20 protein-coding genes and 1 rRNA gene are annotated in these 20,990 nt (G+C 31.6%); 17 read left to right on the top strand and 4 right to left on the bottom strand.

Annotated elements, in window-relative coordinates; all coding sequences use genetic code 11:
- Window positions 1–202: 202 nt before the first annotated feature.
- A 5S ribosomal RNA gene (gene rrf, locus RCH18_RS04535) occupies window positions 203–312 on the top strand.
- Between the two features lie 776 nt (window positions 313–1,088).
- Here the strand turns inward: rrf and pepE are convergent.
- Window positions 1,089–1,796, bottom strand: coding sequence for a dipeptidase PepE (gene pepE / locus RCH18_RS04530; protein WP_326935562.1), 708 nt, complete (start codon window positions 1,794–1,796; stop codon window positions 1,089–1,091).
- 142 nt (window positions 1,797–1,938) lie between these two features.
- Here pepE and RCH18_RS04525 point away from each other — a divergent pair, with 142 nt between their 5' ends.
- From RCH18_RS04525 to RCH18_RS04490, 8 genes are all read left to right on the top strand, one after another.
- Window positions 1,939–2,694, top strand: a complete 756-nt coding sequence (locus tag RCH18_RS04525; RefSeq protein WP_326935561.1) for a hypothetical protein — start codon at window positions 1,939–1,941, stop codon at window positions 2,692–2,694.
- A 52-nt stretch (window positions 2,695–2,746) separates the two neighbouring features.
- Window positions 2,747–3,412, top strand: coding sequence for a hypothetical protein (locus RCH18_RS04520; RefSeq protein WP_326935560.1), 666 nt, complete (start codon window positions 2,747–2,749; stop codon window positions 3,410–3,412).
- A gap of 385 nt (window positions 3,413–3,797) precedes the next feature.
- On the top strand, window positions 3,798–4,556 hold the full coding sequence (locus RCH18_RS04515; protein WP_326935559.1) for a hypothetical protein: 759 nt from the start codon (window positions 3,798–3,800) through the stop codon (window positions 4,554–4,556).
- 13 nt (window positions 4,557–4,569) lie between these two features.
- Entirely contained in the window at window positions 4,570–5,322 is a 753-nt protein-coding gene (locus tag RCH18_RS04510; RefSeq protein ID WP_326935558.1) for a hypothetical protein, read from the top strand.
- Window positions 5,319–5,822, top strand: a complete 504-nt coding sequence (locus RCH18_RS04505; RefSeq protein WP_326935557.1) for a DUF6702 family protein — start codon at window positions 5,319–5,321, stop codon at window positions 5,820–5,822. The genes RCH18_RS04510 and RCH18_RS04505 overlap by 4 nt, the downstream gene beginning before the upstream one ends.
- Before the next feature lie 61 nt (window positions 5,823–5,883).
- Entirely contained in the window at window positions 5,884–8,127 is a 2,244-nt protein-coding gene (locus RCH18_RS04500) for a M1 family metallopeptidase (RefSeq protein ID WP_326935556.1), read from the top strand.
- Between the two features lie 107 nt (window positions 8,128–8,234).
- Complete coding sequence (locus tag RCH18_RS04495; RefSeq protein ID WP_326935555.1) at window positions 8,235–8,639, top strand: Sec-independent protein translocase subunit TatA/TatB; 405 nt, start codon at window positions 8,235–8,237, stop codon at window positions 8,637–8,639.
- Entirely contained in the window at window positions 8,639–9,217 is a 579-nt protein-coding gene (locus tag RCH18_RS04490; RefSeq protein WP_326935554.1) for a phosphatase PAP2 family protein, read from the top strand. The genes RCH18_RS04495 and RCH18_RS04490 overlap by 1 nt, the downstream gene beginning before the upstream one ends.
- On the opposite strand, the gene RCH18_RS04485 is transcribed toward RCH18_RS04490, so the two are convergent.
- Window positions 9,212–9,853 carry an O-methyltransferase gene (locus tag RCH18_RS04485; protein ID WP_326935553.1) on the bottom strand — a complete coding sequence of 214 codons (642 nt, stop codon included), beginning with the start codon at window positions 9,851–9,853 and terminating at the stop codon, window positions 9,212–9,214. The two genes, RCH18_RS04490 and RCH18_RS04485, sit on opposite strands and share 6 nt — an antisense overlap.
- A 637-nt stretch (window positions 9,854–10,490) precedes the next feature.
- Here RCH18_RS04485 and rlmN point away from each other — a divergent pair.
- The 6 genes from rlmN to dnaG all read left to right on the top strand — a co-directional run bounded on the left by rlmN (window position 10,491) and on the right by dnaG (window position 18,007).
- Complete coding sequence (rlmN, locus tag RCH18_RS04480) at window positions 10,491–11,534, top strand: 23S rRNA (adenine(2503)-C(2))-methyltransferase RlmN (protein WP_326935552.1); 1,044 nt, start codon at window positions 10,491–10,493, stop codon at window positions 11,532–11,534.
- Between the two features lie 77 nt (window positions 11,535–11,611).
- Window positions 11,612–12,589 (top strand): polyprenyl synthetase family protein, encoded by a 978-nt coding sequence (locus tag RCH18_RS04475; RefSeq protein WP_326935551.1) that lies wholly within the window; start codon window positions 11,612–11,614, stop codon window positions 12,587–12,589.
- A 405-nt stretch (window positions 12,590–12,994) separates the two neighbouring features.
- Window positions 12,995–13,555 carry an RNA polymerase sigma factor gene (locus tag RCH18_RS04470; RefSeq protein ID WP_326935550.1) on the top strand — a complete coding sequence of 187 codons (561 nt, stop codon included), beginning with the start codon at window positions 12,995–12,997 and terminating at the stop codon, window positions 13,553–13,555.
- Window positions 13,542–14,261 (top strand): hypothetical protein, encoded by a 720-nt coding sequence (locus RCH18_RS04465; protein ID WP_326935549.1) that lies wholly within the window; start codon window positions 13,542–13,544, stop codon window positions 14,259–14,261. The genes RCH18_RS04470 and RCH18_RS04465 overlap by 14 nt, the downstream gene beginning before the upstream one ends.
- 34 nt (window positions 14,262–14,295) lie before the next feature.
- Complete coding sequence (locus tag RCH18_RS04460; RefSeq protein ID WP_326935548.1) at window positions 14,296–15,888, top strand: hypothetical protein; 1,593 nt, start codon at window positions 14,296–14,298, stop codon at window positions 15,886–15,888.
- Window positions 15,889–16,018: 130 nt separating this feature from the next.
- Window positions 16,019–18,007, top strand: a complete 1,989-nt coding sequence (dnaG, locus tag RCH18_RS04455) for a DNA primase (protein ID WP_326935547.1) — start codon at window positions 16,019–16,021, stop codon at window positions 18,005–18,007.
- Here the strand turns inward: dnaG and RCH18_RS04450 are convergent.
- Complete coding sequence (locus tag RCH18_RS04450) at window positions 18,004–18,633, bottom strand: response regulator transcription factor (protein WP_326935546.1); 630 nt, start codon at window positions 18,631–18,633, stop codon at window positions 18,004–18,006. The two genes, dnaG and RCH18_RS04450, sit on opposite strands and share 4 nt — an antisense overlap.
- Before the next feature lie 101 nt (window positions 18,634–18,734).
- Window positions 18,735–19,529: an NAD(+) synthase gene (gene nadE / locus RCH18_RS04445; protein ID WP_326935545.1), complete on the bottom strand. Its 795-nt coding sequence runs from the start codon at window positions 19,527–19,529 to the stop codon at window positions 18,735–18,737.
- Window positions 19,530–19,628: 99 nt separating this feature from the next.
- Between nadE and gldB the strand changes: the two genes are divergently transcribed.
- Together gldB and gldC are read left to right on the top strand one after the other, a co-directional pair.
- Window positions 19,629–20,585, top strand: coding sequence for a gliding motility lipoprotein GldB (gene gldB / locus RCH18_RS04440; RefSeq protein WP_326935544.1), 957 nt, complete (start codon window positions 19,629–19,631; stop codon window positions 20,583–20,585).
- A complete protein-coding gene (gldC, locus tag RCH18_RS04435; RefSeq protein ID WP_326935543.1) occupies window positions 20,585–20,920 on the top strand; it encodes a gliding motility protein GldC in 336 nt (111 codons plus the stop codon). Before gldB ends, gldC begins: the two co-directional genes overlap by 1 nt.
- Window positions 20,921–20,990 lie beyond the last annotated feature (70 nt).

The raw sequence follows: 20,990 nt of genomic DNA, 5'->3' as shown, positions 1-20,990 counted from the left end.
CACGTTGATAGGCTATAGATGTAAAGGCAGTAATGTCATAGTCGAGTAGTACTAATAACCCGTAAGCTTATGTACGCTTTTCTCCCCTGATGCAAGTCAGGGGAGAAGAAACTTTCTAATACTTTTATTTTTCTTTATCTCAGTATGTTAAGATATTATGTAATTGTTCCCGATTCTTATCGGGACCCGTGCAAAAAGACCTTAAGGTGATTATTGCGGCGGGGCTCACCTCTTCCCTTGCCGAACAGAGTAGTTAAGCCCGCCTGCGCAGATGGTACTGCAGTTATGTGGGAGAGTATGTCGTCGCCTTTCTTTAGAAAAACCCTTCACTTTGTGAGGGGTTTTTTGTTTATAAAAGGTTTTTTAATGCCTTCACTCCATAGGAAGCAACAGGGGTTTGAATTGGTTCTGGATTCGATCTCGCGAGAGTTTTTGGATTAAAAACAAAACGTGGGGATTAGGGCATTAATTTAGTCAATCACTGGCCTGTTTGCGCTGTTGCGAAGATAAGAAGTTGCTGAGATGTTGTTTATTTTGTCTCTCTAGGTTTTTTAATTACCCCACAAAAAAAACTACAATAATCGTTTACTTTATTATCTATTAATCTCTTTTAAAAAAGCCGTAAAATCCTGAGTCATGCGCATTCCTTGCACTGCGATATTTCAATCATGTTGGATGATTTTAGGCGATAATTTGTCAGTGCAACGGCGTCTTTTAATATGCAGAGATCCAAATATCCCTAGAAGTGGGAAATCCTGAATAGTAATCTCATTTAACAAGCTTTTAGAGATAAGGTTTCCGTTACTATATTCTTTTATTTTTTTTCCTCAAAAAAGAGTATGTTTGTCTCCTGCTTGAGTATGGGTTTGACCAAATCAAAATAGTATACAAAGAATTCAGGAAGTATAAGTTATAAGACTTGTAATTGTATAGAGTGCATAATTAAATTAAATTTAGCTACTAATATTATAAGTTTGTTGCTATTAGACCTTTTATGTGCAATTGTTACATTTGTTTTATATAGGTATATTACCACTGTCAAAACTTTTTACTGAAAAATTGCGACGACCATATCTTTATATGATATATTACTTTATATAACTTAAATCAGTTCCACTTGCTAATTCTTCAGGACTTTTACTTTCTTTAAAAAGGCGAGCGCTAAGATTACCTTTTAAAATAATGCTATTTCCTTTTACATCCAGCCAGCTTCCTTCTCTCAAACCTAAAACGGGCGTTGAATTGTAAGTATGAAATTCTTTTATACGTGTTTCTCGCGTTTCACCCATGTGCTTTGATAATGTATCTGGATCTAAATAATGAGCATTTAAGTTAAACGATATTACGCCTAAAGTTTGAAAACTAGATGGATAAACTATTGGCATATCATTAGTAGTTTGCATCGTGAGTCCGCAAATTACACTTCCGGCGCTTGTTCCTAAATATGGCGTTCCATTTTTGATCGTTTCTGCAAGAACATCCATTAAATTATATTTGTGTAACTGCGAAACAAGCACAAAGGTGTTTCCGCCACCAGTAAATATTCCAGATGCCTCTTTTATGGCTTTTTTTGCATCGTCAAATTCATGAAGGCCTACTACTTTTTTATTAATTTTGGCGAAAGCCAATTTCACCATATCGGTATATCCTTGATGAGAAATCCCTCCTGGTCTAGCATAAGGAATAAATAGAAGGGTAGTACAGTTTTTAAAATGCAATTCTAAAGTTGGCAACAAATAATCCAGATATTGTTCACTTGAAAGTGTGGAGGTGCTTGCTATAATTATGTTTTTCATTTGGAATATAATTTATGCTAAAGGTATCGATTCAAGTAATTTATTTCTAATTTTTAATTAACATTTTTTTACCAACGCATTAGTAATTTATTTGGAGGGCATTTGGATACTTTTACGAGTTGATAATCTTTTCTCCTACACTATGATTAGACTCGTATATTTATTTTTACTTTTTAACGCGATGCAAGTTGCAAAACAAGAACTGTCTCATTATCAATTAAAAGGTAAAGTAGTTGCTGATTTTACCAGTTCAAACACTATTTATATTCTAAATAAAAAAACAAAGGAAGTGTCAACTACGAATCCGATGGGATATTTTACTATTCAAGCCAAAGTAAATGATACTTTATTGTTTTCAGGTTTCCAAATTGCAGATATTAAAATAATAGTCAGTCAAAAAGATATAAAACAACAGAATTTATTAGTGCAAATAAAGCAAGAAATAAACCAATTAGATGAGGTGATTATAAACAGCAGTATCAATGCAGTTTCATTAGGAATTATTCCAAAAGGACAAAAAAGTTACACTGCAGCCGAACGAAAATTATACACAGCTACAGATCTTAACGCCTCGGCCAATATGGGGACAATGATGGGTGGATCAGCTTCTATTGATCCGCTATTAAACTGGATTTCGGGGCGAACAAAAATGCTAAAAAAAGATCTTGAGGTCGAAAAAAAGGAAGGATATTTGAGAAAAATAGAAAATTTGTTTTCAGAAAATTATATTACTAGTCAGTTAAAAATACCCATTATTTATGTAAAAGGATTTGAATATTTCATTGTAGAAAATAAAGAATTTATAAAAGTTTTAGAGTCAAATAATACTGCATTAGCGGCCTTTTATATAGGAGACTTAGCAATTCAATACCGAGAATTAATTGCAAACGAAAATTAAAAATACATTACGAGTTCTGTTACTTCTATCACTCCAAATCGCATTTGGACAAATGGAGCATTCATTAGAAATCAAGGGTCAACTTATCGCAGATTCTGTTGCGGTAGATGGTGTTTCAATACTAAATATCGATTCGCAAAAAACAGCGTTTTCAACTGTGGACGGCTCTTTTATTATTGTAGCAAAATTAGGCGACGTGCTTCTATTTACTGCTTTAAATTTAGAAACAGTCCGGCGAAAAATTGATGAAAAAGACTTAAAATCAGGAAATATAAAAGTTGCAATAATAGTAAAAAGTATTCTATTAAAAGAAGTTATTGTCAATGAGTCGTCTGTGTCAGCAGAAAGTTTAGGAATTATTTCATACAATCAGAAAAAATACACGCCTGCAGAACGTAAACTTTATACAGCTACTTCAGGTGGAGGAATCGACGGACTTTTATATACGATTTCTGGACGTAAAGCAATGATAAAAAAGGAAATAATTGTTGAGAAAAAAGAACAGTTATTAGCAAAAATAGATATCCTTTTTGCAGATAGCTATTATATTGAGACTTTAAAAATACCTGAACTTTATATTAAGGGATTTCAATATTATTGTATTGAAAATGCAGCTATGGCTAACGCACTGCGGATAAAGAACAAATCAATGGCGTTATTTTTAATAGTTAAATTAGCTGAAAAATATAACGAAATAGTCGCACTTGAAAGTAAATAGAATTTTCTTATGTATTTTAATGCTTAAACTTTAGGTATAATTCAAAAAAATATAAAAAGTCATAAAATCGTAAAACTCGATAACTTATTGCAGCCAAAAGGGCTATTGTATGCCCTGAATATTATGATTACTGGTAAAAATCTAGCTCGTGAAAAAGCAATATAAACAGAGAAGAATGTAGCATTAATTAAGAAATCAGGAAATATTTTTTTTGATGAATACTGCACAAACACCTCGAAAATTTCCTTTAATTTTATTAGAGGTTTCTAATATTATTTTGTAGGAGATACTGATTTTGTCAAAGCAATAAATGCAAATGCTAAATGATTGGTAATGTTCCTAATTGTAAAACTTTCTAATCCGTAGAACAAAATAATAAATAACAATGATACGTAAGATTTTAATTATTTTCTTATTTTTAATATGTCCAAATATATTTGGACAAGCCATTGTTAATAAACCTTTACGAGTAAAAATTACAATTGATTCTATTAGTGCTAATGGAATAAATGTAGTAAATTTAAACAATAATGAAACTGCTGTATCAAATAGTAATGGCGAGTTTTCCATCTTAGGTAAAGCAAATGATGTTTTGATGTTTTCAGCATTAAATCTTGAAACATATAAAAGAATAGTTGGACCTCACGATATGGAAACTGATATTGTAACTATTGAAATGTATCCTGCAGTAACAAAACTAAAGGAAGTAGTTGTAAATAGCAAAGGGTTTAATGTTCTTTCGCTTGGTATTGTGACAAAAGCTCCAGTAACTTACACAACTGCAGAACGGCGTTTACAAACTGCGGGAGATTTTAAACCAATTATGCTATTAAGTATGATTGGCGGAGGAATGCCTCTTGACCCATTAATTAATAAGATTAATGGAAGAACGAAAAGGTTGAAAAAATTAATTGTGGTAGAAAAAAAGGAATTTAATATTAAATTCTTATCTGAATTGTATGATAATGAATTCTTTATAAATACACTAAGAATACCAAATAGTAATGTGGCTGGTTTTAAATATTATATAGTTGAAAATGAAAATTTTAAAAAAGTTTTGGATAATAAAAATAAGGTGCAAATATCTTTTTATATGACAGAACTAGCAGAAGAATTCAAAATTTTACTCAATAGCAAAAATTAATAACTTGCATCTTATGAAAACTAAATTTATAGTAATTAGCTTTATTCTATTGTGCCAAATCTCTTTTGGTCAAAATGAAAACAGGAAATCTTTACATGGTCGCTTTATAAATGAAATGACTTTAGTAGATAATGGTTATGTTTTTAACTTAAATTCAAAGACTAGAACTTTTATAAGCAATCAAGGTTTTTTTGATATTTTGGCTAAAGCCAATGATACGTTGTTAGTTCTTAGCCCAGCTTTTAAATCTAAGAAAATGATTATACAGCAAAAGGATTTTGTTAAAACATTATATGTCGTAGATCTGGAGTTTCAAACTACTTTGCTTAAAGAAGTTGTTGTGAAAGGTAAAATGGAGATTAAACCAGCGTTGCCTAATTCACAATCAATCGTTGATTTGGAATTTACGGATGATGTCAAATCTTCACCTATAAATAGAACCATGCCATCAAATGGAACTATAGAAAACGGAATGGATTTTGTTCGAATTTTTAAAATGGTATCTAAAGTGTTTAAAAAAGAAGGAGAACAATCGAAAGAAAATGCCCAATTTGATTTTTCAGATGCTGTTGTAAATGGACTAGATCGATACTTTTTTATAAATACTTTGAACTTAAAGCCAGAGGATATAGAACTTTTTCTTGATTATTGTGAAACTGATCCTATATCGAAAACTCTGTTAAAAGAAGAGGATGAATTTATGTTGATTGATTTTCTTGTTACCAAGAACGAGGAGTTTAAAAGAATCACTACTTTTGAAAAATGAAAAAAACACTTTTAATTACTTCTTTTGGTTTATTTTTTTTGACATTATCTTCTTTTAGCGTTCATAAATTTTATGTTTCGCTTTACCAAGTAAACTATGCTCCTGAAAAAAAAATGCTCCAAATTACATCTAGGATATTTGTAGATGACTTAGAGGAGGCAATAAGTAAAAAACATCAAAAGAAAATTAATTTAGGTTCAGAGAAAGAGACTGATCAAGATATGATTTTCTTTAAAAAGTATTTCACTGAGAAGTTAAGCATTAAAATAAATGGCCAACCAAAGGCAATAAATTTTTTAAGTAAAGAAATGGATGGCGATGTGCTTATTTGCTATTTTAATATTAAAGATATTCAAAAAATAAAAACACTTGAAGTTTATAATGCTGTCATCACTGAATCTAACTCTGAGCAACAAAATATCATGCACTTTTCTATTTTAGGAGTCAAAAACACACTTCTCTTTACAGAATCTTCATCTAAAGGTAGCATAAGTCATTAATAAATTTGATTTACTTCATAAAAATCATTATTTTCACAGCATCAAAATCAGAATTCAACCTATGAAAAAATTAGCTCTTTTATTGTTCCTGCCCGCTTTACTTTTTGCACAGGAAAAAACAACACCTACAACACCTAGGCAAACAGGGAGGTACGACACTAACAAGTTTAGTCAGATGTACGATTTATTAGCAACGCCCAATATGTTTCGCACGGCTTCAGGCGCTCCAGGACCAGCTTATTATCAACAGCAAGCTGATTACAAAATTGATATTGAGCTAGACGATAAGAAATCGACTATAAAAGGGTCAGAGGTTATCACTTATTATAATAATTCTCCAGATACATTAGAATATTTGTGGGTACAATTAGATCAAAATCAAGCAGCTAAAACGTCTCAAACTCCTTTAGCAGAAAGTCAGAGAATGGAGCAGGTTTTTCCAGCCGCAAACTTTGCTAATAAATTTTTAAAACAAGATTTAGAGAGGGGTTTTAATATTGAATCAGTCAAAGATATTAAAGGGAATCCTTTATCTTATACGATCAATGAAACTATGATGCGTATTAATCTTGATAAACCGATGAAGCCTGGGGAGAAATATTCGTTTGGGATCAAATGGAATTATAATATTAATAATTATCGAGTAGAAGGCGGGCGTTCAGGATATGAACTATTTGAAAAAGATGGTAATAAATTATATGTAATTGCGCAGTTCTATCCTAGAATGGCAGTGTATAATGATGTTGAAGGATGGCAAAATATGCAGTTCTGGGGAACTGGAGAATTTACGCTACCTTTTGGCGACTTTGATGTTAATATTACCGTTCCAGCCGATCATATAATGGAAGCGACAGGAGATTTATTGAATAGAAACGAAGTTTTTACTACAGAGCAAGTAAAACGATATGAATTGGCTTTAAAAACTTATGATAAGCCAATTGTAATTGTAACACAAGCAGAGGCCGAAGCCGCTGAGAAAGGATTTTCTAACAAGAAGAAAACGTGGAAATTTAGTGCTAAAAATGTACGTGATTTTGGAATATCTACGTCAAGAAAGTTTATTCTTGATATGATGGCTGTTAAGTTAAATGACAAATCAGTGATGGCAGTTTCTATATATCCAAAAGAGGCAAATCCTTTTTGGGGCGAAACAGCAACTCGCACGGTAGCCCACACTTTAAAAAGTTATTCTGCTCATACATTTGATTATCCTTATCCAAAGGCAGTTTCTGTGTCTGCAGAGGATCAAGGAATGGAATATCCTATGATTTGTTGGAATTATGGACGTCCTGATGAAAATGGAGTATTAAGTGAAAGAATCAAGAATGGAATGATTGGTGTAACAATTCATGAGGTTGGTCATAATTTCTTTCCTATGATTGTAAATTCTGATGAGCGTCAATGGTCATGGATGGATGAGGGTTTAAATACTTTTTTACAGTATGTAGCTGAGCAAGAAATGGGAACAAACTTTCCTTCCAGTCGTGGTCCAGCTAGTAAAATTGTGCCTTATATGAGCGGTGATCAAAAATTTCTAGAACCAATAATGTCTAATTCTGAAACTATTATTCAGTTTGGTGCTAATGCGTACGGTAAGCCAGCAACAGGATTAAATATTCTGAGAGAAACTATAATGGGTAGAGAGTTATTTGATCATGCCTTTAAAGTTTATGCGAATAGATGGAAATTCAAGCATCCTACTCCTGAAGACTTTTTTAGAACTATGGAAGATGCTTCAGCAGTAGATTTAGACTGGTTTTTTAGAGGCTGGTTTTACTCCACTGACTATGTAGATATTGGAATTAAAGAGGTAAAACAATATTATGTATCTGAAACAGCAACTAAAGAATTAAAAGATGCTGTCGTAAGAAGAGGTCGTTTTGGTGAAGAGAAGGGCCCATTTGTATATTTAGTTCCTAGTACAAGTGCGGAATTATCAACAAAAAATAAAAAAGCGTTGGCTCTTAGTGATGTTAGTTTACTATCGGATTATGTAAATACAAAATTATCTGCCGAAGAGAAAGCAAATATAAAATCACCTAAATATTTTTATGAAGTAGAATTCAATAAGCCAGGCGGAATGTTGATGCCTATTATTGTTGAATTAACGTATCAAGATGACTCAAAAGAAGTGTTTAAATATCCAGCGCAAATTTGGAGAAAAAACAATGATAGTGCTAAGAAGATTTATGCTACTGAGAAAGCAATTAAAAAGATTCAGTTAGATCCAAAACTCGAAACGGCGGATATTGATGTTACAAATAACACATGGCCAAAAGAAGAAGTAAAATCGAAATTTGATTAATTAATATTAAACTGAAAAAGACTCTATTTAGAGTCTTTTTTTTATGAAATATTTAAAAGTCGAATATTCAAAATTAGGTATCTTTGTAACAATAAAAAATAAAAAATATGTTTGGTATAGGTGGAGGCGAATTAATTTTTATCATGTTTATAGTATTGATGCTTTTTGGATCTGATAAAGTTCCAGAAATAGCTCGAACAATGGGTAAAGCAATGGCGCAGTTAAAAAATGCCACAAATGATATAAAAAGTGAAATTCAAAAAGGAGCTGAATCTAATGGATTTGATACAAAATCGATAGGAGATTTGAGAGTAAATCTTACTTCAGAAATCGATAAAGTAAAAAACAATTTATTAGGCGATACTTCTCAATACAGTGATATGACGGGAAATATTACCTCTGAAATTAACAAAGCGAAAGATAACATGCTGAATGAAGTAACTACTACGACAGCAAACTCCTTTGATGAGCCATTAGAAGATGTTTCAGGGCCAATAAAACGTCAAATATAATGATCGAAAAATTACTTTCTTTAGACGTTGATATATTTGTATTTCTTAACGGTTTAGGTTCTCCCACATTCGACAGTTTATGGTTGCTTATTACTAGGCAAAGTAACTGGATTCCCCTTTTTTTATTATTGTTGTATGTTATTTTTAAAAAATTAGGCGCTAAACAAACACTTTATTTACTTTTTTTTGTAGCTATCCTTGTTACTTTTACAGATCAAACAACTAATATTTTTAAAAACTATTTTCAAAGATTACGTCCTTGTAATAATCTAGAAATCAATTCTTTTATTCGTGTAGTTCAAGTAAGAAATTCGTTTAGTTTCTTTTCCGGTCATGCATCAAATTCTATGGCAGTTGCCACGCTAATTTATTTTACGCTTAGATCTTATTTTAAATATTTTGAACTGTTGTTTTTATGGCCTTTAATTTTTGCTTACAGTAGGATATATTTAGGATTACATTATCCAATTGATATTATTGTGGGTTTTCTATTTGGTTTTGGTTCTGGATTTTTAATGTTCAATTTGTATAAAAAAGCGCAACAACGGTACTTTCCGCTTCCAGCTAAATATTTATAATACTCGGCTAACAGTCAATCCATCTCGAATAGGCAGCAAAACAGTTTCTACTCTTGGGTCATTTGCAAGAAGCTTATTGTAATCTACTAAAATCCTGGTACTTGTATCTTTTGGGTTTAAAGTTTCAAGTACTTTCCCGCTCCATAGCACATTATCTGATAAAATAATGCCGCCCTTATTCATTTTTGGTAAAATTAATTCAAAGTAGTTAAGGTAGTTTTCTTTATCTGCATCGATAAATACTAAGTCAAATTTTAAGTCGAGTGTCGCAATAATAGTAACTGCTTCTCCTAAATATTGATGTATTTGTTTGCCCCACTGAGATTTGTTAAAATGTTTTCGCTGAAAATCTACTAACTCTTCTTTAATGTCAATGGTATGTAATGTTCCGTTGTCTCGCATTCCCTCGCATAAACACAAAGCGGAGTATCCTGTAAAAGTGCCAATTTCTAGTATGTGTAACGGACGAATCAATTTAGACAGCATGCTTAAAACTCGACCCTGGAAATGCCCGCTCAACATGCGTGGCAGTAGAATTTTTTGGTAAGTTTCTTTGTTTAAAGCTTCTAGCAATACAGGTTCTTTTTCAGAATGTTGCTCAATGTAATCTTCTAATTCTTGGGAAATAAAGTGCATTATTTTAATTTAAAAGTATTCAAATCTTGGTAATTATTCCAAAATCGCAACAAATATATAGTGTCATTTTCAATAAAACAATACATGGTGATTTGTTTTATGATTACCAGTTCACAAACATTTTTATAATCTGATTCTTTGAAAATTATGTTTTTTTTCAATAATAAACTCAGTGATAGGTCAAACTCACTTATGAATTTTAGTACATCCGTTTCTGACCACCGATTTTCTAAATACTCGATGTTATTTCAATATTCATCTTTTGAAACTAAATTTCGTTTAATCTTCATTTTTAAAATATTTTGAATATCTTTTTTTTTGTTTCTTCCATCACAAAATGATGTGACAACGTTTTCTTTTCTCTGACTTGATAGAGTGCTTTGTTTAATACTTCATTCTTATTTGAAGTCAACGGATTGCTGGGCAAGTCATCATAAGACTCTTCATTCAAATAATTATCAAAAACAGAAGAAACGATTCGTAAAATCGATCGTCTGCATTTTCGATTTGCAATTGAATTTTTTGTTTTAATGCGGGAATTCCCATGTTAGATTGTTTTAAAAAACAAAGTTACAAAATTTAACATCGTAGGTTAGAAAAATTAAGTAATATTCAAAATTGTAACTAACTTTGCGCCATGCAAATCGAGAAAAAAGACATACGCGCCTTATCTAAAGAACAACTACGTGAATTTTTTACAGCAAATGGAGACAAAGCTTTCCGTGGAAATCAAGTGTACGAATGGTTGTGGAGCAAAGGAGCGCATAGTTTTGAGGATATGACTAATGTTTCAAAAGAAACTAGAAGTAAACTTGAAACGAACTTTGTTATCAATCATATCAAAGTAGACACGATGCAGCGCAGTGAAGATGGAACTGTTAAAAATGCTGTTCGCTTGCATGATGGCTTAGTTGTTGAAAGCGTCTTGATACCTACCAATACTAGAACTACAGCCTGTGTTTCCAGTCAAGTGGGTTGCAGTTTAGATTGTAATTTTTGCGCTACAGCGCGATTAAAAAGAATGCGAAATCTAGAACCAGCTGAAATTTATGATCAAGTTGTTGCTATAGATAAAGAGAGTAGGTTGTATTATAATCATCCACTTTCTAATATTGTTTTTATGGGAATGGGTGAACCTCTTATGAATTACAACAATGTGTTAAAAGCAATCGAAATGATTATCTCGCCAGAAGGGTTAGGGATGTCTCCAAAGAGAATTATGGTTTCCACCTCAGGAGTGCCTAAAATGATTAAGAAATTAGCTGATGATGACGTGAAGTTTAAGTTAGCCGTTTCTTTACACTCGGCTATTGATGAAATCCGATCTCGAATTATGCCTTTTAGTAGTAATTTTCCTTTGGCTGATTTACGAGAATCACTTGAATATTGGTATAGAAAAACTAAAAGTAAAATCTCTTACGAATATGTGGTTTGGAAAGATATTAATGACAATAAAGAATCTATAGATGCACTTGTAAAATTCTGTAAATATGTCCCTTGTAAAGTGAATTTAATTGAATACAACCCTATTGATGATGGTGAATTTCAGCAAGCGTCAGAGGAGTCGATAAATGCGTATATAAAAGCACTTGAAGCAAGCGGAATAGTTGTAAAAGTGCGTAGAAGTCGCGGTAAAGATATAGACGCTGCTTGTGGACAACTTGCCAATAAAGAGGCTTAGAATTTAATTTTTTATAAATGTTCAAAACAAAGCAAGCATTAGTAAGATTGCATGCTAAAGCTTATCTTTGAATCCTAATGAACATTACTTCACAAATAAAACAGCCCATCTTAAAAGAAATGGAACTTTTTGAAAAAAAGTTCTATCAATCAATGACTTCGCAAGTGGCTTTGCTTAATAGAATTACCTATTATATTGTAAACAGAAAAGGGAAGCAAATGCGTCCTATGTTTGTTTTTTTAACTTCAAAAATGGTTTCTGCAGGAATTGTAAACGAAAGAACATATCGCGGGGCTTGTGTAATTGAATTAATTCATACTGCTACATTAGTTCATGATGATGTTGTGGATGATAGTAATAGGCGAAGAGGTTTTTTCTCTATTAATGCACTTTGGAAAAATAAACTCGCTGTACTCGTTGGTGATTATTTACTGTCCAAAGGACTATTACTTTCTATTGACAACGGCGACTTTGATTTACTCCGAATTATTTCTGTTGCAGTACGCGAAATGAGTGAAGGCGAATTGCTGCAGATTGAGAAAGCCCGAAGACTAGATATTACAGAGGATGTTTATTACGAAATCATTCGAAAAAAGACAGCTACACTTATTGCTGCTTGTTGTGCCCTTGGCGCAAAATCTGTTATCGAAGATGATGTTCAAGTCGAGAACATGAGAAAATTTGGTGAGCTCATTGGGATGGCTTTTCAAATAAAAGATGACTTATTTGATTATACAGATGAAGCCATAGGAAAACCGACAGGGATTGATATCAAGGAGCAAAAAATGACTTTACCACTTATTCATGTTTTAAATACTTGTACTTCAAAACAAAAAAGCTGGTTAATAAATTCTATCAAAAATCACAATAAAGATAAAAAACGCGTAAAAGAAGTTATCGCTTTTGTAAAAGACAATAATGGTTTGCTTTACGCAGAAGAGAAAATGGTTCAATTTCAGCAGGAGGCACTTTTATTATTAAATTATTATCCTAAATCTGATTTTAAAGAAGCTTTAATCTTGATGGTTAATTATGTGATTGAAAGGAAGAAATAGTGGTCAGTGTTTAGTGTTCAGTAAATAAAGCACAATGGTGAGTGTTCAGTGGTGAGTTTTCTGTTTTTAATAAGGTTTTTTTACAACTTCCATCTATAATTTTTACTATCAAGGTATTCTAAGCAAAGTTATTGATTCAACTTATTTTTATAATTTTATCTAAATTATTTATTATTAAAGTACATTAAATCAAGTGATTGAATGTTTACAACCGTTTTTTTTATCATTTATACCTATCCCATGCAACCTTTTTACAACTATTATCGTCTATGCTAATAGAAGACCGTTATTGAATTAAACATTACTCATCAATCATTGATTACTGACCACGAAACACTGATCACCAAACATTAAACATTGAGTACTGATTACTGAGCACTGAAAACTAATCACTGAACACAAATAATGAAAGTAATTCAATTACATCATCAGGAAAAGGAATTAATCCAGTTAGCTGTCGAAAGCAATCGACAGGCTCAACAGCAGATTTATTCTCAGTTTTCACCTAAAATGTTAGGAGTTTGTAGGCAATATATTAAAGACATCAATCAGGCCGAAGATATAATGATTACCGCCTTTATGAAAGTTTTTCTAAATCTAAAAAATTTTCAGCACAATGGATGTTTTGAAGGTTGGATCAGAAGAATAATGGTCAATGAATGTATCTCATTTCTTAGAGTAGAGAAAAAGATTAAATACCTTGATGATGTAACTTATTTAGAAGAAAGCTTTAATAATATTGACAGTCAGTTTTCTATAGATGATATTCAGTTTTTGATTGATGGTTTGCCAGATGGATACAAAATGGTTTTTAATCTGTACGCTATCGAAGGTTTTAAGCATAACGAAATTGCTACCTTATTAGAAATAAGTGAAGGAACATCAAAGTCGCAACTGTCACACGCCAGGAAAATGCTGCAAGGCCAAGTCAACAAGTTAAAAAATTACGAGTATGGAACCGAATAAATTAGATCAATATATAAAAGAGCAGTTAGATCCTCGGGAAATTAAACCTTCGGAAATGGTTTGGAATAAATTGGATCGTTTATTAAGCGCTGCTGAGAAACCTAAAAGGAAGTTTCTATGGATGTACATAGCGGCTAGTTTTGTTGGTTTTCTAGTGATTGGAACTGTTTTTTTTACTGTTTTTAATATTGAAATAGTAGAGAAGAATGTTCCAACGGTAGTTTTAGAACAAAATGCTGATGGTCGAATTGATAAAAAAGATGAATTGACGAATGGCGAGGTAATATTTAATACTGTTCAAAATAATACAGTTATCCCATCTAAAGTTGTTGTGAATAATATTATGAAAGCGAAATCTCAAAAACTTGCAAATAAAGAAGATACCGTTACGATCAGCAATCAATCAACAGTTGATCATGGAGTATTAAATTATAATGAAAATATGAATTCTCGAGAAGATAGTAAAAGCAAATACATTTCAGCTGAAAAATTATTAGCTGAAGTTAGTAATACTAAAAGTGAATCTAATGTTTCATTTAAAAAGATAAATAGAACTGTAAACGGGATTGCAGTGAATGCAAATAGTTTATTGTCAAATGTTGAAACAGAGTTAAATCAATCTTTTAGAGAAACGGCATTGGAAAAATTAAACAAAAATTATAACGCAATAAAAACAGTTTTAGTAAATAGAAATTACGAAGAATAAATAATCATCAATCATCAATCAAAAAACGAAAATTATGCAAAAAATTATTTTATTTACAGCTATCATGTTGGCTGCTATGGTCGGCAAATTAAATGCTCAAAGCAATGGAACTTATAAAAATGTTCTAGATTATTCTTATTGGCAACCTGAATCTCCTAATTATGACATGAGTTTTGAAAAAAATGAGAAGTTAACGGATCAAAATATTTTTACCATCAAGTCAGTAAAAAGTAAAATTGACGGTTTTGGGACTCTCATGAAAACTGTTCAATCTGACTCATACAAAGGAAAAGTAATAAAACTGAGCGGTTTTGTTAAAACCGAAAAAGTAAAATCATGGGCGGGACTTTGGATGCGCGCTGATTATTATAAAACTCAGGTTCTTGCTTTTGACAACATGTATAATAGAAGAATAAGAGGCACAACTGATTGGATGAAGTATGAAGTGATATTATATGTGCCAATTGATGCTACATCAATCTCATATGGAACTCTTTTAGATGGAACAGGTCAAGTTTGGTTTAAAGACTTAAATCTTGAAGTGGTTGACGATACGAGTGTTGAAACGGGTTCTACTAAAGGAAGAAAAAATAAAATAATTTCATTTGAAAAACGAGCAAAAGCAATTGCTGATGAAATTAAATTAATAACGGATAGTGAGAAAAAAGCATTAAAGGGTGAAGTTGAAGCCATAGATGATGATGTTTCAAGAGGATTGCTTTCCAAAGAAAAAGGGGAAGCACTAAAATTAGAGAAAGCATCTGTTCGAGCTACTACTATCGAAACTAAAGTTGGTATTGAGGAGGCAAAGCTAAATCAATTAATTCAAGACCGAGTTGATGGAAAATTAGAAGATGAACGTAATAAAAAGGGTGGTAGAATGATTATGCTTGGTGGCAGCAATACAGAAATTGGACAAAATCAAACAGAAATTAATATTGCATCTTTGAAAGTATATGATGGTAATGAAGATAAGAAGAATCGTCAATCTAAGCGTACAACAAGTCAAATGGTTTTTGCAGCAGGTTTAAACAATGTTGTGACAAACGATAAAATTGGAAATTCAGATTTCAGATATTTAGGATCTCATTTTTATGAGTTAGGCGTAACGTACAATAGTAGAATAGCGGAAAATAATAACTTATTACACGCCAAGTATGGTTTGTCATTAATGTATAATAATCTTCGACCAACTGATAATCGCAGTTTTGTGGCCAATGGGAAGCAAACTGATCTTGCTATAGATTCTAGAGATTTAACTGATTCTCGTTTAAGAAACGTTTATTTAATTGCTCCATTACATTTAGAGTTTGATTTTTCCGGCAATAAAGATTCAAATGGAAAGAAATTTTTTAGAACGCATAATAGCTTTCGACTAGGATTAGGTGGTTACGCTGGGATTAATTTGAAATCAAAGCAAATAACAAAATATGATAGCAATGATTTGAAAGTTAGTAATAAAGTTAAAGGTGATTTTAACAGCAATGATTTTATTTATGGTTTGAGTACATATATAGGGTATCAGTCAACAAGCTTATATCTAAAATATGATTTAAATCCCCTGTTTAAAGATAATGTTGTGAAGCAAAATAATGTTTCTTTAGGAGTACGTTTTGATTTCAATTAATATTTTTTGAATTAGTTAATTAGTTAAAAAGTACTTCGAAAGAAGTGCTTTTTTTTGTTTTCATTCAAATTTATGAAGTTTCATTTATGTATTTTTGCAATTGTTAAATCTTTTAATTACCAATAACATTTTGATTTCAAAAGCCACAATAGATACTGTTTTCGAAACTGCCCGAGTTGAGGAAGTAATTGGTGATTTTGTAAATTTGAAACGCGCGGGTAGTAATTTTAAAGGTTTAAGCCCGTTTTCTGAAGAGCGCTCTCCATCATTTATGGTTTCGCCCGCTAAGGGAATATGGAAAGATTTTAGCTCCGGGAAAGGAGGAAACTCGGTCGCATTTTTAATAGAACACGAAAAGTTTACCTATCCAGAAGCCATTCGGTATTTAGCTAAAAAATACAATATCGAAATTGAAGAAACAGAGCAAACCGATGAAGAAAAAGCCAATACTGATCTTCGCGAAAGTATGTATTTGGTTTCGGAATTTGCTAAAACCTATTTTCATACTACATTATTGAATTCTGAGGAAGGAAAAGCAATTGGTTATTCCTATTTTAAGGAACGCGGATTTACGAATGAAACGATCAAGAAATTCAGTTTAGGCTATTCACCAGAAGCTTGGGACGCATTTACTAAGGAAGCTTTAGGGAAAGGATATAAGTTAGAATTTCTTGAAAGTACAGGACTTACTATTCCCAGAGATGATAGACCGTTTGATCGATTTAAAGGTCGTGTTATGTTTCCTATTCAAAGTATGTCGGGACGTATTTTAGGTTTTGGTGGCCGAATTTTAACCAATGATAAAAAAGCCGCAAAATACCTGAATTCTCCAGAAAGTGATATTTACCATAAAAGTAAAGTCCTCTACGGTATTTTTCAAGCTAAGCAGTCTATTGCAAAGCTCAATAATTGTTATTTAGTTGAAGGTTATACGGATGTAATTCAGTTCAATCAATCTGGAATTGAGAATGTAGTTGCTTCATCAGGAACTGCGCTAACGCCTGACCAAATTCGATTAATTAATAGATTAACAAAAAACGTTACCGTACTTTTTGATGGAGATGCTGCGGGATTACGTGCTTCAATTAGAGGAATAGACTTGATTTTAGAAGAAGGAATGAACGTAAAAGTGTGTTCTTTTCCTGATGGTGAAGATCCAGATAGTTTTGCTAAAAAGTCATCGTATGAAGATTTAGTGAACTATTTAGAAAATAATGCCAAAGATTTTATTCAGTTTAAAGCCTCGCTTTTAATGAATGAAGCAAAAAATGACCCTATTAAGAAAGCCGATTTGATTCGGGATATGGTGGTGAGTATTTCTAAAATTCCAGATCGTATTCAAAGAGAAATCTATATTCAAGAATGTTCTCGAATAATGGATATTTCTGAGCAGGTGTTACAAAGTACGCTAGCGCAAATTGTTCAAAAAGAAACAGTAGAGATTGGTAAAAAACTAAAGCAAACGGATTCTGCTAATCAGCAAGCATTTGAAGTTGTTAAAAATGAAAATATACTTGGAGTCGAAAAAGTAGATATATTGTATCGCTTGGAACGAAAAATTATCGAAATTCTACTTTTATATGGCAACAAGGAAGAAGAGTTTGAGGATACTTATTTAAAAACAAATGAAGATGGCGAGATAGAAACATTTACAGAAAAAAAAATTTACAAAGTCTTTCAACGAATATATCTCAGTTTGCAGGAGGATGAGGTTGAATTAGCTAATCCTTTATTTCGTGATATATTTAATGACCTAATTGCATTTTATAACGAGCAAGACAATTTTAGCTTAGAGCAATATTTAATGCGTTTACAAACTGATTTTGCTCAAGAAGTTACCGATATTTTAATGGAAGATGAGCGAGTGGTTTTACACGATTGGCAGGGACAAAATATTTTTCCGAAATCAAAAAACGAAACTATTGCACAAAATGTTTCGGAAACTATTTTAACAATGCGTTGGTATTTAGTGGGTAGCATTATCGAGGAATTAAAAAACTCTATACTATCAGAATCAAATTCAGATAATACAGAGTCTATGACAATGATAATGGATTATAATATGTTAGTGCATTCTTTCTCTAAAAAATTAGGAAGGGTGATGTCTAGATATTATTAAACGATTTCTAAAGTTTTAGCTTTATTAACCAAATCTACTAAATTAGTAACATTTAGTTTCGTTAACAAACGCAGTTTGTAAGTACTAATAGTTTTTTCGTTTAGGTTTAAAATTTCAGCGATTTCGTGATTCTTCTTACCTCCACTTAAATAACGTAATACTTCAACTTCTCTATTTGATAATTTTCGATATAAACGTTCTGTTTTACTTTGCTTCGCAATTAATGCTAAATTTTTCTTTACAGTTTCGTTCATTATTATATTTCCCTGATAAACTTTAACAATTGCTACACCTAGAGTTTCTAATTTTTCAGATTTATGTACAAAACCAGATACTCCGGCTTTTATGGCATTTGGTGCATAAATTTGTTCAGATAATCCACTATAAATGATAATTTTTGTTTTTGGAAAATTTTTTAAGATTGCTTTAATCTCAAAAATACTGGAAAGACCCTCCAGATCCAAATCTAAAACTAATACATCAATGTCTTTAGTTTGCAGTATATCCCTGACCATCGTAAAGTTACCAACATTGGTAACAATCGAAATGTCTGCATTATCTTTAAAGTAAGATTTTACTCCAAAATGCACAACAGGATAATTATCGGCTATACATACCTTAATCATAATTTTTAATTTTTAGAATTGTTTGTAATTGGAAATGTAAATTTAATAAATAAATTCTGTAATTAATTGCAAATCAACATAAATTATAAATATTTCTATATTTATTTTATTTTATAAATGGGAATAGGTATCATTTTATGCTGATTTATAAGATTTAAACGTTTATAAATTTCAAAAACTATTTTCTGTCTTCCTTCAAAATCAGCTGGACTTTTTTTGCTTTCATCCTGAAGCATAGCCCATTCTAATTCATCATAACTAGCTCCTAATTGATCTTCATCTGTTCGATCATCGCCAAACAATCCATCTGTTGGAGCAGCATTCAAAATAGATTGCGGTATGGCTAAATATTTACCTACTAAAAACACTTCTGATTTCAGCAAGTCAGCAATTGGACTTAAATCAACTCCACCATCTCCATATTTTGTATAAAAACCAACACCAAAATCTTCCACCTTATTTCCTGTTCCGGCAACTAATAAATTATGAATTCCAGCAAAATAATACAAAGTTGTCATTCTTAGACGAGCTCTAGTATTAGCAAGAGCTAGATTTACTTTACTATGATCTAAATCTATAGGAACTAATTTTCTAAATGTTTCAAAAGTAGAAGATAAATCAGTTTCTATGCTATCTACATTTGAAAATTGCTTTTTTAATTGTTCAATGTGTTCACGTCCACGAGTAACATGACTCTTTGCTTGATGTATTGGCATTTCTACACATAAAACCTTCATACCTGTTTGTGCACATAAAGTTGAGGTTACTGCAGAATCAACTCCACCCGAAATGCCAATTACGAATCCCTTCACTTTTGCATTTTGAGCATACATACGAAGCCAATCTACAATTTGTTTATTGACCTCTTCAGCTTTAAATGCATTTTTTTTAATCATAATAATTCATTTTTATAAATGCAGGAATGTATATTTGCAATAAATATCTTTGTTTAATTTCTGCTTGATTAGAACTAAAAACAAATTTAATTAATATTCATGAAAAGGTATCTGTTTATTGTAGTCTTTTTTCTCTTTATTTTCTCTTGTGATAAAAAAAATAGTACCGAAGAGAAAATCATGGCAATTCCCGTTGACTTAAAAGTTGATCGATTTGATAAAGTGTTTTTTGAAACTTCAGTGGCAGATTTAGCTCTAGTAAAAAAGCAATTTCCATTCTTCTTTCCAGTTGGAAGTGATGATACCATTTGGACTTATAAAATGAAAGATCCGCTTTGGAAAGAAGTTTATACAGAAGTTCAACAAAAATACGCTGATTTTGCTCCGGTTAAAGAAGAACTCGAAACGCTTTTTAAGCACATCAAATATTACTTTCCAAAAACTAAATCTCCAAGGGTGATTACTGTTATTTCAGAAATGGATTATAATAGCAAGGTCATTTATGCTGATAGTTTATTAATAATTTCTCTAGAATTATATTTAGGTAAAAATCATAAATTTTATCAGTTTCCCAATTACTTAAAAGAAAATTTTGAGCAGAGACAAATAGCTCCTGATGTGGTTTCAAGTTTTGCAGTTAATAAAATAGCAGCTATAAACGATAAAACTTTACTTAGTCAAATGATTTATTATGGAAAACAACTTTATTTAAAAGATTTGTTATTGCCTGACTATACAGATGCTGTAAAAATGGGATATACGCCAGCGCAAATAAATTGGTGTCAAGAGAACGAAAGTTATATGTGGCGTTATTTTATTGAAAGAGAAATGCTATATAGTAATGAGCAGAAATTAAATTCTCGTTTTATAAATCCAGCGCCATTTTCTAAATTTTATTTAGAGATAGATAATGATTCCCCTGGACGAGTGGGCGCCTGGATAGGCTGGCAAATTGTTCGTTCATTTGCTAAAAATAATGAAATGCCTCTTGCTGACCTACTAAAAGTAGATGCAAAAGCGCTTTTTGAAAAATCTAAATATAAACCTAAGAAATAATGTCAAATAAAAATACATCTGAAATAAAGTTTCAAATTGAACTTGATGAAAATCGTGTTCCTGAAAAATTAATGTGGTCTGCTAAAGATGGTGGAGTAGAGCTAGAAGAAGCAAAAGCGATAATGCTTTCTATATGGGATAGTAAAGCTAAAGAAAGCATGCGAATTGATTTATGGACCAAAGATATGCCTGTTGATGAAATGAAAATTTTCTTTCATCAAACATTGGTCGCCATGTCTGAGACGTTCAAACGCGCAACAGACGACGAAAAGATGGCAGACACTATGAAAGATTTCTGTGATTATTTTGCAGAGAAATTAGACTTGGTTAAATAAAACATAATCTAAAAAAAAATTCCAAATTCCAATTTATTATTGGAATTTGGAATTTTTTTTAATTTTTGGA

The organism is Flavobacterium sp. PL11 (assembly GCF_035985025.1).
In the GTDB taxonomy this organism is placed as follows: domain Bacteria; phylum Bacteroidota; class Bacteroidia; order Flavobacteriales; family Flavobacteriaceae; genus Flavobacterium.
The sequence above is the reverse complement of the archived record's forward strand: the minus strand, read 5'-3'. Positions and strand labels throughout refer to the sequence as shown.